Annotated in this window: 3 protein-coding genes; all 3 read right to left on the minus strand. The window is 41.7% G+C overall.

Annotation, left to right across the window (positions count from 1 at the left end):
* On the minus strand, positions 1 to 4,450 hold a 4,450-nt coding region (locus BW976_RS28720; RefSeq protein ID WP_076379128.1), incomplete at its 3' end, for a non-ribosomal peptide synthetase.
* A 1-nt stretch (position 4,451) separates the two neighbouring features.
* On the minus strand, positions 4,452 to 5,501 hold the full coding sequence (locus BW976_RS28725) for a TauD/TfdA family dioxygenase (protein WP_076379130.1): 1,050 nt from the start codon (positions 5,499 to 5,501) through the stop codon (positions 4,452 to 4,454).
* A 19-nt stretch (positions 5,502 to 5,520) separates the two neighbouring features.
* A complete protein-coding gene (locus tag BW976_RS28730; RefSeq protein ID WP_076379132.1) occupies positions 5,521 to 14,121 on the minus strand; it encodes a non-ribosomal peptide synthetase in 8,601 nt (2,866 codons plus the stop codon).
* Positions 14,122 to 14,139 lie beyond the last annotated feature (18 nt).

Below are 14,139 nucleotides of genomic sequence, written 5' to 3' on the forward strand. Positions count from 1 at the left end.
ATTCATGCCTTAAATAAGCTCCCAGTTTCGTGGCACGCTCGTTCAACTCCCGATAGTTCAGAACAACATCTCCAAAACGTACGGCTGCTCTATCCTGATAAACCAATGCCTGCTCTTCAAACAGCTCTATCACTGTGCTCGATGGATAGGGCAGCTCAAACTGGTTAAATTCATTCAGCAACTGGTCCTCTTCCTGTTTGTCAAGCATCCGCAAAGTTCCAACGGGCTGGTCAATATTCTCTAATACGGAGGATAACAGGTTTTCAAAATGACCCCGCATCCGTAAAATCGTCTCCGGTGCAAACAAGTCACTGCAATAATTGATCGACATCGCTATCCCCGATTCTGTCTCCTGGGCAAAAAATGTAAGATCAAACTTTGCTGTCTGGTAACTCAGTCCCTCGGGCTGCACAATAAGATCTCCCAGTGAATGGACTTTCGCGTCCTCATTATTATTCAATACGAATAACGCCTGGAATAAAGAACTCCGGCTTTTGTCCCGCTCTTTCTCCACTCTGTCTACCACTTTTTCAAATGGAACCCCTATATAACTATACCCTTCCAACGTGGTACGTTTCACCTGAACAACCACATCACTAAAAATAGGGTCGTTACTCAAATCTGTTCTCAATGCAAGCGTATTTACAAAAAAACCTATGAGCGGCTCCAGTTCTGTTTCCGGCCTGTCTGCAATTGTCGTTCCCACACAAATATCAGTCTGACTGCTATATTTATACAACAGCACCTTATATACAGATAGCAACAGCATAAACAAGGTTACTCCCTGTCGCTGAGCCAGCTCATCCAGCTGATCACTCACTTTTCTGTTAATTACGAAATTCAGGTTCGCCCCCCTTACACTCTGTACCTTAGGCCTCGGATAATCCAATGGTAAATTCAATGCCTCCAGATCCTGCAGCTTTTCCTCCCAATATCCTATCTGCTTTTCAAGTACCTCGTCAATCACGTATTTCCGCTGCCAAATAGCATAGTCAGCATACTGCAAAGACAACGCTGGTAACTCTTGCCCCCCGTTTCCGGTACGTGCCCTGTAAAACGCCTCAAACTCATGCACCAGCAAAGAACCAGACCAGCCATCAGCCGCTATATGATGCCGCACCAAGACTAAAATATGTTCATCGTCTGTCACCCAAAACAACCTCACTCTCAAAGGATGATCTTTCGACAAATCAAAGGGTCTTTTGATCTCCTGCTCCACCAGCTCATCCAGATGCACTATCGGATTGTCATGATAATCCAGCGTCCATCCATTCCTCTCCAATATCTCCTGGTAAGGAATTCCATTCACTTCTTTAAAAACGGTACGAAGTGATTCATGACGATTAACCACATCCCTGAATGAAAGCTCCAGTAAATGCACATCCAAAGGTCCCAGCAACCTGAAAACTGAAGGCATATGGTAATGTGTACTTCCCCTTAACTGGTCAATAAACCATAACCGCTCCTGGGCATAGGACAAGGGAATCTGGGATGGCCTGTCCTCCACTACTGTTACTTCCGGTAACAGTAATCCTTCCTGCATTTCTTCAATCAAACGGGCCAGTGTTTTAATTGTAGGCTTTCCAAATAAATCCTTTATGACAAGGTTTACTACCATCTCTTTCCGCATGGCGGAAACAACCCGCATAGCCAGTAATGAATGCCCACCCAATTCAAAGAAATTATCATTCACGCCGATCTTCTCCAAATGTAACATCCTGCTCCAGATAGCAGTGATCAACTTTTCCGTTTCACTCACAGGCGGTAAATATTCTCTTTTCTGCTGCACCTGGTAAATGAAAGGATCGGGTAACTGCTTCGGATCTAATTTTCCATTTGCTGTAAGAGGTATATTTTTAATAGGTATAAAAAATGCCGGCACCATATAATCTGGTAACCGCTCCAGTAAAAACATTTTTAGTACTCTTGTAGTAATTTCATTATCACTTACATAATAAGCCGTAATATATTTCTCCTCGGCTACGTCTTTCTTTACCACCACGACCACCTGTCCAATCCCTTCAAAACAGGATAAGCAGTCCTGTATTTCTCCCAGCTCTACGCGGTTTCCCCGTATCTTCACCTGCTCATCTATCCTTCCATAAAATTCCATGTCTCCATTAGGCAGCAAACGCACCAGATCGCCCGTCCTGTAATATCTCACTCCGGAAAGGGCTTTAAACTTATCAGCAGTAATACCTGGCTGTTCCCAATATCCTTTCGCAACCCCTGCTCCTGTAATGTATAGTTCTCCGGCTACTCCAACAGGCAAAAGACTCTCCTCAGCATCCAGCACCAGCATCTCCATATTTGCAATAGGCCGCCCTATTGTTATCTTCTCATCATCCTTTTCTATCAGCTTTACAATACAGCCTACCGTTGCCTCAGTTGGCCCATATTCATTATATATGGTTATTCCGGGTGCAATAGCCCTTAGTATCTCTACGTGTGAAAATCGTAATTCTTCGCCGCCAACAATAGCACATTTTATATCCGAATCACGGATATCGACATCAGACAATAAAGAAATATGCGTTGGGGTCAGTTTAATGGTATCAATTCCGTTTGGGTTACGAAAACAATACCCCAGTTTCTCAACAAGGCTTAATTCCCGGTCTAAACAATACAAAGTCCTTCCCCTGCTCAGGGTAGTAAATATAGAAGTGACAGTAAGATCAAAACTTAAATTGGTAAGTAAAGGAAAATTTCCTTCTTCCGCTTTCTTAAAATAATACCCATTAGCCCAATGGATATAATTCATCAGGTTGCCGTGCAATAGCTGGCACCCCTTTGGTATACCGGTAGTTCCAGACGTAAAAATCAGATAAGCAGTATCCGAAGGATCAACAATTACCGGGTTACTTAAAGATATTTTCGATATCTGTAAATATTCAACATCAACAAATTCTGTCTCTCCGCAATTATCTTTCACTTCCTCCGGCACCCATTTATCACTTATGATCAGCTTGCATTTACTTTCATTGATAATATTCTTTAATCGCGCTCCTGGATTATGCCGATCAAGTGGCACATAAGCAGCACCCGCGAACAATACACCAAGTAAGGCTGCTGGTACCTGCATATCATCATCCATCAGTATCCCCACAACATCCCCCTTCGCTATGCCATAATCCTGAATGAGCGCACTTATTATATGCCCTACGCTTTCTTCCAGCTGATAATATGTAATATGTTCACTCGTCCCCTGCACAGCAATATCATTCCCCTGCGTACGAAATACCCGCCTGATCATTTCGGGTAAAGTAAGCGCGGGTAAATTAATACGGGTATCATTATAATCCTGTATATGCTTTTTATCCTTCTCACTTACATGTAACACCGGTAAGTTTATATCATATAATCTCTCGCTGAGGTCTGCCATAAGCAAAGACGCTAAAGCCGTATAGTAATTTCCGGCAGGGAAAATCAGATCCAATTTCCATAAAGCGACTGTCTTCACGACACGCAACTTCAATCTGCCATTAAAGTCATCCTGTACGTTAACTCCGCCCTCTAGGAACTCAAATACGAACTGTAACCTACTATCCGGCCATAACTCATCAGGCAACGCATAATAGTAATCGTTCCAGTTCGCAGCGGTTTCCAGTTCGCTATTGATGTGCGCCATTAGTTTTGCGGGATCAGTATCGTTATCTTCCTGAAAATTAACAGGATATAATCTTGACAGAGGACCCAGTGTCATCCTTAGTTCATCATACACACGTCCATCAGCCAAACATTCAATCGTCAGCGATTTCTTATCTGTATACCTTGAAATACTCTGTTTAAACAATGAAAGCAACAATACCTTCTCAGATACCTGCAGCTTATCAGCCATTAATGAAATGTAAGTACCATCAAATTCACTATGCAGGCCAGAAGATGTATCTATTAGCTTATCTGATACAAACAGCCCAGTGTCCTTACTTGCATTAGTTCTTATTTCATTCCAGAAAGCAGTGGCTTCCGGATTTCCTTCTTCAGTCAATCCCACCTCCCATTCTGTATAACTACCAAATTGTAACAAATCATCCGCATCTACTGCCAAAGTCACACCATTTAGTACAGTCTGGATCTCCTGACGTAGTTCCTGTACGGTATATATATCCAGTATCAGCGCCAAAGCTCTGAATATAACAGTAACAGAATCAGCAAACACTACATTCACCGATAACGGCTTTTCCAGACTCAATTGCCCCGTATCAAAGCATTGATTCTTTATTCCTAACCTGGGCGCGACTGTTTGAAAAGGTATATTTACACCATCTCTGTAAACAAAATTCGTTCTGAGTATATCATGACGATCAGTAATTGTTGCAAGCGCGGTAAAAATGGCTTCCTTGCTATGAGTTCCATATATAGTAAAATCAGCCGTTATCGTACCTAAACCAGTGGCCTGCCAAAGGGCCAGATCACGAATTTGTTGGCCTGAAAGTTGAAATTGCCTCATGCTATAAATTAATTGATGATGTTAAATTGTCTCCGGCGGGTTCAATAATCGCCGTGGCTACCAAGCGTTTTCCCGCATATGGATTGCGGCCATGAGCGGCCAGCATATTATCAAGGTAAATGATATCCCCTTTCTCATATTCAAAGGCGATCTTATTAAGGTTATAGGCCCTTTTTATTTCGAGATATTCATCTAAACTTATAGTCGTCCCATCTCCAAACAAGGTGTCAGTATGTATCAGGTCAGAGGAAACCTCTTCTGTATATGCAAGTCCCAGCTCTTCATACCTTGAATATTTGTTAAAGAAATAAACATGATTGAACCAAGTGGCTTCTTTTGATACTGGATGCAGATAAACAGCGGGTTTTACCCACTCAATATTCAGATGGTCATCACTTACAAAATCATACTTGATATTATTTTTATTACACACCGTTTCTACCATCTTTGGATCATCTGTCTGAAATACTTCCTGCCAGGACATGCCGATATCTTTAATAAGTGTACGCTTGTACAACACGCCTTTTTCTTTAAACTTATTCACCAGGTCGGGATGAATAGATGCCAGTATTTTCCTTGAATCTGCTATTGGCGTTTCCCCGCCTTCATCTGCAGGCTGCAGGCAACAGAACAATATCTTCATGCCCCAGGATCTGCTATAAGAAGATTCATTATGCAGGTTAATACTTTCTCCTTTTGGGTAATTTGTAGAATTATACACATTTTTCACCTTCTCATCCAGCTCATGCCTGGGTGAAGAGCGAAACATATATGCTATTGGAGCCGAATCAAAAGCATCTACAAACCTTCCGAAATCATCCAGTGTGCCGATACCAAACCCCCTCAACAATAATCCGCCATGTAACAGTAATTCCCCTTCAAATTCAGCTCGGCTCTTTTTTACCCAGTCAACAAGGTCAACGCCTTTATATCTTGGCCTGATCACCAACGGAAATTGGCTTGCCGATAAAAATTCTTTAACTACCAGCGACTGATCGCTGATCACAGCAGAACTGGATTGAATATTCTTCAATTTGCTCAGATTATTCATATATAAATTATTTAGGAAATTAAAGTTGGCTTTTGAGTTTTGTGAGGTTCTTACTCTTCACAGTATCCATCCGGTCAGATACGATTTTAGCTTTTAACGAGGTTAACGTAGCGTCTTTATTGGTCATACAATATTTCAGCAAACGTTCCAGCTTATCTATCAGGGTCTTTATATAGGCATCTTCAAAACGATCTTTACGATAAGAAAGCGATATAGTCAAATCATTTTCCCGTTCTGCAGTATCAAACCATAAATCCGCTTTTACAAAATACCCTTCGGCTTGTAACGGTATAAAATGAAGATCAGGGTAGCTGATTTCCGCCATATTAAGATCAGTAGGGTTGAGATTAAATCCTATATTGAATTCACCCTTACCTGTATCTACATCTGCTACTTCAAGATAAGGAAAATCACTGTGCGCTAATGCAGATAGTACGGATGCTTTCACCATGTTATATAAGGCTGCAAAAACAGGATCTTCTTTTATGGATGTCCTGATGATGATCGTATTCAGAAAAAGTCCCACTATGCTTTTTAATTCTCCTGTATCTCGGCCATTCACCGGACTACCAAAACTGATATCCTGCTGTCCCGTTTCCATATACACCAATACGTTTACCAATGTCAACAACATCACGAACATCGTCCCCTGCTGCTCTCTGTTATAACTTCTCATTGTCTGCAACAATGCCTTATCAGTAACCCTAAGCGCCACAACATTTGCCTCATTACTCACAGCCACATTTTGCTTAACGGCAGGGAACCGTACTTCCGGAATTCTATCCTTAAGATAACTCCTCCAAAACCTTTCATGTTGCGAACGGCCATCTGCCTGTAAGGAGAGCGAGTAAGCATAATCTTTGAACGTGTGACCAATCGGTGGCAACACATCGCCGTTGTAAAGCGCCAGTAATTCTACAAATATTATTTTCAAAGAGAAGGGATCAGATATGATATGATGTGTATTAAACAGAATAAAATATTCTGAAGCTGCATTCCTGAATAGCCTGATCCTCAATAAAGGCCCTTGTTCAAAGTCAAACACGAACCGGTTCTCTTCTGCTAACAGGCTCAGTGGTTCATGATCGCCCGGCTCCTCTATCAATCCATCTATAGTGTCACGCACAAATAATCTAAGTTCTCCATGCTCATCATAATTGATCACTGAACGCAGGATATCATGCCGCTGCAACAACAACCGGAATGCCTTAGTTAGCCTTATCTGGTCTATCACCCCCTCTACTTTCCAACCCAATGTAATATTATAGGAGATAGACACATTTTCCTGCTGCGAAGCCAGCCAGTATGCTTTCTGAATACCAGTAAGTGGATAAGCCTTTAGCTCCGGTGCCCGCATCAATCTGTTGACCACACGCTGCTCTTTGCCACTGATCACACATGCCAATGCTTCAACCACAGGGTTTTCAAACAAATCCTTAATAGTGATCTGCACACCCAATTCATTACCCACTGCTGCAATAATCTGTATAGCCAGCAAGGAATTACCTCCCAGATCAAAGAAACTATCTTTTACGCTGATCTTTTTTATTTTCAATAACTCACTCCATATCCTGATCAACTTTTCCTCTATTTCATTCCTTGCCTCTACATACTCACCATGCAGTAATTCAATATTACCAGCATCAGGTAACGCTTTTTTATCAATCTTTCCATTGGGTGTCAATGGTAATTTATCAAGCGTAATCAACAACGCAGGTGCCATATAGGCCGGTAGCCTGGATTTTATATACGCCGTCACTTCCGTCATATTAAATCCATCTCCTGGTACTATATACCCCACCAACATCTTATTCCCCAAAGCATCTTCCTTCTTCACCACCACACACTGACTCACCTCCGGCAACTCACTGATCACACTTTCTATTTCTCCTGTTTCAATCCTGTGACCTCTAATCTTCACTTGGTCATCCAGCCTTCCCAGGCATTCGAGCTCTCCATCTGGCAGCCATCGCCCCAGATCTCCTGTGCGGTATATCTTACCATTTTTTCCAAAAGAAAGATTGACAAACTTCTCATCCGTTAGTGACTGTTTATTAAGATATCCACGCGAAACACCATCCCCTCCTATATATAACTCACCTGCTACTCCTACTGGTAACAACTCATTACGGGCGCCCAACACATACACCTGTGTATTCGAAACAGGTGTCCCAATTGATACCTTGTCCGTATGTTTAATCTCTTTGATCGTAGACCAAATAGTCGTCTCAGTAGGGCCATACATATTATAGATAGCACCCTTGTAATAAGCAAATACGTCCTTAGTCAGCGCTACCGGCAATGCTTCTCCACCAATCAGTAATGTATTCAGTTGTTTTAATGCATTCTGACCAATAGCGTTACTCACCAGCTCCTTGGCAAACGAAGGGGTGCATTGCATATTTGTAATACCCTGTTGCAAAATGATCTCCTCCGGCGACCATAATTTTTCCATACGTTTGGCGAGCAGCTGTTGCTGGGCTGCCGTCTGTTTTACCAGTTCCTGCAGTTTCTTCAGATGCGATAAATGTGTTAATGTTATATCCTTATCAATTCCGAAATCAATGAGACACGCAATCTCATTTACGCCTATGGCATGCAGCTCCCTGATACGCGCCAAACAACTCTCCGGAGTTCCGAATAACCCGCTCGTACTAAAGTATCGTTGAAAGCTCATTTCCAATATTATATCCAAATCTCTTTCAAGACTCAATCCGGCTTGGTCTACTACTGGCTTCAGCAGATCAATTGAATGCCGCAGGTAATTTTTAAATGGCTCCTTCACCGTCTCTTTGACCTGTCGTAAATCATCCCCCACAAAAGTATGTAGCATCACCGCTACCTTACCCTGTTCAGGGTCAAACCCATGCTCAGCCAGAGATGCCTTATATACAGTGATCCTGTCTTTTAATTCCTCTTTCGTCTTACCTAGTAAATGCGTCAGCACGTTTGCTCCTATGGCGCCCGCATGTCTGAATGTTTCCTCACTTCCGGCCGCGGTTATCCACACCGGTAAAGTATCCTGAATCGGCTTAGGGTGTATCACTACATTGCATTCACTCCCTACTCCATTACGGCGGGATAAAGATTTTCCTTCCCATAACTGCTGCACTACAGACAGTTTATCCCACATTGCCTGATGTCTTTGTTTATAATCGTCAGGCAAAAACACAAAATCATTGGGGTGCCAGCCAGATGCTACAGACATTTCTACCCGTCCCGATGATAAATTATCTACCATAGCCCACTCCTCTGCTACCCTGATAGGGTCGTGCAATGGCAGCACCACACTCCCCGACCTAATCCTGATACGTTCTGTCAACACCGCTACTGCTGCCGCTGCCACAGAAGGATTCGGGAACTGGTCTCCAAAACTATGGAAGTGCCGCTCCGGTATCCATACCGCAGCCAACCCATTCTTGTCGGCGAACTTCGCTCCTTCCAATAACAGCTCATACTTATTTCCTGATGTAATGGCCTCTTGCGCGGCAAAATAAAACAGACTGAAATCCATATCCACTTTATCGGTCAATGGCACCGGACGATCTGGTAAAATAACCACCCTGTTCCCCTTCGTCAATGTCCAGAACAATTCCAGCACAGATATATCAAAACTGATACTCGTAACGGCCAACCAACTTTGCTGCTCATCAGACTCAAACCGCTGATTAAGACCTGTAAAAAAGTTCACTACATTCCGATGGCTGATCATTACTCCTTTGGGTCTTCCCGTGGAACCTGATGTATAAATAATATAAGCCAACGACGTAGCAGGTAATGAGATAACAGGGTTCTCTGTATCCTCTCCATCCAACAATGAGCGATCATTCAAAGACAATACAAAGGGTACTGATCCTTTAGTAATAAGGTGCTGTGTATCTTTATTCACAAGCAATGTTGCCACCCGTGAATCTTCCAGCATGTAATTGATACGATTAACAGGATACGTTGGATCAATGGGAACATAAGCAGCTCCCGACTTCAATATCCCCAGCAAACCTACCATCATTTCTAACGACCGATCTATACAAATCCCTACCAGATCACCTTCGCCGACTCCTTTTTTCCTTAAATATCCCGCTAACTGATTCGCACGTTTATTCAGTTCTCTGTAAGTCCATTCCTCTCCTTCAAAAACAATCGCTGTAAGATCGGGTGCTTTGTTCACCTGCTCTTCAAATAAAGTTACTATAGTGCTTTCAATATCATAATTTACAACAGTATTATTAAATGTATTTAATAACTGTGCACGTTCATCTGCTGTTAATATATCAATTTCTTCAACGTGGCAATTTTTTATCATTTGTTTCACTACCTGTTCAAAGTGCCCTTTGATCATCTGGACATAATAAAGATCCAGCAGATCATTGTTATAGCCAAAATCAAAATGTAAACTGTCCGGTTGTTCCACCGCTTTGATTGTCAACAGGTAATTGGTCTGTTCTTCTACTATCAAATCACCTACTTTCAATACCTCTTCTCCTCCATCCATTTTTGGATAATTCTCAAACACTAAGATGGTATCAAACAGGTCCCCCTTCACACCTATCCACTGTTGGATCTCATTCAAAGTTGTATACTGATATTCCCTTGCTTTTGTATGCTCTTTTTGAATAGTAACCAACCAATCAGATGCAACCTGTGCCACGGGCACAACGGTGTACAAAGGAAGATTATTTATGTACAAACCAATCCGGTGCTCAGCATCAGACAAGTCTGACGGACGACCAGAAACCACTACTCCAAAAGCAACTCCATTATTCCCAGTATACTTGCTCAACAACAAAGACCAGACACCCTGCACCAGCGTATTTACTGTTATTTGATGTTGCTGACAATACCGTTTTACTGCAATTGCCATCTCACCATCAATAACCAATTGTTGATGTCCTATTTGACCTCCTTTATTTCTCTCTATTTCAGACACATTACCAGTAAAAGGCAGGAAGCTCTTTTCACTATAACCAGCCATATACTCTTTCCAGAATAATTCAGCCGCATAGTGATCAGTCTTTCCAATATATCTGATATAATCTCCATAGTTATCGACTGGAATAGCAACAGGTAGCTTAACTCTGGAATAAGCCGCGTAAGCCTGTAAGAAGGAAGAGATCAGCACCGCATTTGACCAGCCGTCCAGTATAATATGGTAATGAGTCCATATCATTTTATAAGAAGATGTACTTAACTTAATAAGGGCAATACGCATCAACGGAGGTGTCTTAAAATCAAATCCACGTTCCAGATCTGCCGCTAAAAACCGATTTACAGCAGCTTCCTTATCTTCCACATCACTGTAATCAAATACAGATAATGGTATCAAAACATTCTCATGTACACATTGCACAGGTATACTCAGTTCATCAGCAACAAACCCGCTTCTGAGTATACTGTGATGTTTAATAATATAATTCCATGCCGTTTCAAAAGCGTCTATATCCAACCCATGCGGCAAGTCGAGCCGCATCTGCTCCATGTATGCTTTTCCATTATTGTCATACAGATGGTGGAATAACATGCCTTTTTGTAAAGGACTTAAACGATAGATATCACTAATTTGCTTGCCAGCTAAAAACTTAGATAATTCTTTGTATTTAATCTCAGGAGACAATCCATAATCTGAGGGTGTAGATTGCTTCTCATTATTGATACAATGCATGATCAATGTACTCAGATGAGCAATAAAGGCTTTTGAGATTGTCTCAATAGTAGCCTGTTCATATTGTTTTTCGGCATAACCCCAATGTAATGTTAGCATACCTTCGCTGACTACACTATTGATATCCAATTTTGTAACTGCCGGATAGGTACCCCCTATGTTATTGCCTGGATGTTCGGCCGCAGAATACAAAAATTCATTACCTGCCAGCACGTTATCGGCCTGGCCCAGGTAGTTGAAAACAATATCCCACTTTGCATTAAGTGCTGAGCTATAACGTAACAGCCCGTATCCGATGCCTTTATGAGGCACATTACGCAACTGTTCCTTTACAGACATGATCAGATCTCCTGAAGCAATACCTTCTTCTGTTTCCAATAATAATGGATACACGTTTGTAAACCATCCAACTGTTCTGCTGGTATCGATATCAGCAGAAATGAATTCCCTGCCATGTCCTTCCATTCCGATAACAGATGACGAACTTCCACTCCATTCATTTAATGTTTTTATCAGTGCGCTTAATAAAATATCATTGATTTCGGTGTTATAAGTCCTATTCACATCCATCAGCAAGGAACGCGTCAATTCTTTATTGAGCGTTATTGTATGCGTACGCCTATCTGCCCATAATACTTTTTCAATTACCCTGTCCACAGGTAAAGGTTTATATGCGTCGGCAACAAATTGCCAGTAAGCCAATTGTGAGGTTACCTCATATTTTTCCGCATACACATTCAATGCATTCACCCATTCCCTGAAAGAACTACTCTTTGCACCCAATGCTGCAGAAGGATGCTTTAATCCTTCCTGAAACTGTTCCAGTAAAATCCTCCACGATACGCCATCTACCACCAAATGGTGTATTACCATAAACAACCGGTTATATGGCTCATCTACCGGTGTTTTTATAAGCAATACCTTTATCACACTTCCCTTATTGATATCTAATCCCCTCTGCGCTTCGTTGCACAATTCCGTAATATCCCCTCCCTCATAAACTTCTATAACACCTGCCGCATTGCCATATTCCTGTATCCATCCACTCTCTTTTTGTATATACTGGAATCTGAGTGCATCATGATGGGTCACCAGCGTCTGTACAATATTCGTCACCTGCAACGCAGTTACTTTTTTATCAATACTTAAAAGCTGTGACTGATTATAATGAGATCTGTTATCGTATTCCGTATCCAAAAACCAACGCTGTATAGGCAGCAGACCCGCCTCTCCCGTCAACAAACCCTGCTCTGCAACCTGTATAACAGCATTCTCCTTCAGTCGTGCAGATAAAGCGGCAATAGTTTGGTATTCAAAAATATCCTGTGGATGTAAAACGAACCCATATTTATTTGCACGGCTCACCAGCTGTATGCAAATAATTGAATCGCCGCCAAGCTCAAAAAAGCTATCATGAATACCAACCCGGCCCACTCCCAATAACTCCTCCCATATGGTAGCCAACTGTTGTTCCGTTTCATCCCGTGGCGCCTCATACTCATTTGTCAGCAATGTTGCTGTATCAGGGTCTGGTAACGCCTTCTTATTCACTTTGCCATTAGTTGTTAAGGGCAGGGCATCCAACATGATCAATAATGCAGGGATCATATATTCAGGCAGCTGTTGTTTCAGATGCTGCAATATATTTTCACGATCATAATTCTTATCCGCAACCACATAAGCTATCAAACGTTTATTACCTAAACTATCTTCTTTAGCCACTACTATACCAGGAATTATACTGTTAAGCACCGATGTTATTTCATCCAATTCTATCCGATAGCCACGAATCTTCACCTGATCATCTGCCCTTCCTAAAAATTCAATATTACCATCCGGTAACCATCTGGCTTTATCTCCTGTTTTATACAAGCGCTCACCTTTGTACATTACAAATTTTTCAGCTGTCAATTCAGGAAGATGTAAATATTCCCGCGCTAACCCCCGCCCACTTACATACAAATCACCTTCGACCCCTACAGGCAATAAGTTCATATCATTATTCATGATATACGCTTTCATATTTGCTATGGGCTTACCTACCGGTATCTGCCCTTTATAAGTGCCCTTCGGATCCACTTTATAAATGGATACACATACAGCACACTCGGTAGGCCCGTAAGCATTATAATACGAGCAAATTCCCGCATAATACAGTGCATCGCTTACAACGGCGGCTTCTCCTGCTGTAATGATCACACGGAGAAAATCCAGTTTACTTCTGTCCAATGTTCGCAGATAAACAGGTGGGAATGTAACTACACTCACACCATGTTTCCTGGTATAATCCAGAAATTTATCTCCATCGGCAATTATTGACTCATCTATCAGCACCAGTGTAGCACCACAATAAAAAGCCATAAAGATTTCTGAAACAGAAGCATCAAAAGACAATGAGGCAAACTGTAAAACACGATCCTGCTCTGTTATATCAAATTTCAGTATCTGGTCAAGCGACATATTCACATTGCTGGTATGTCTGATCGTTACGCCTTTAGGCTTACCTGTAGAACCGGAAGTATAAATTACATAGGCCAAATCATCCGGATTAATAATATAATCACGCTCATAACTATCCAACTGCTCAAAATCATCAAACTGTATATCGATAGATAACACTGCTACATCGAGTTCAATTACCTCCAACATACTGGACGATTCTATAATCAACACTTTTAGTGCGGTATCTTTGATGATATATGATTTCCTGTCAAGCGGGTAATTGATATCAATAGGAACATATGCGGCTCCTGCTTTCAAAATACCCAGTATAGATATAACAGACCATACTGATCTGTCCATCATTACTCCTACCAGATCATCCCCCTTTAACACATAAGTAATTCTTAAATAATGAGCCAAACGGTTCGCACGATCATTCAGATCTTTATACGTCAATTCCTCCCCACGGAAAATGAGCGCAATATTTTCAGGTGTTTTTGCTACCTGTTCCTCAAACAAATCTACTATCGTCTTATC

Origin of the sequence: Mucilaginibacter lappiensis (genome assembly GCF_900155965.1) — a bacterium.
Taxonomy (GTDB): Bacteria; Bacteroidota; Bacteroidia; order Sphingobacteriales; family Sphingobacteriaceae; genus Mucilaginibacter; species Mucilaginibacter lappiensis.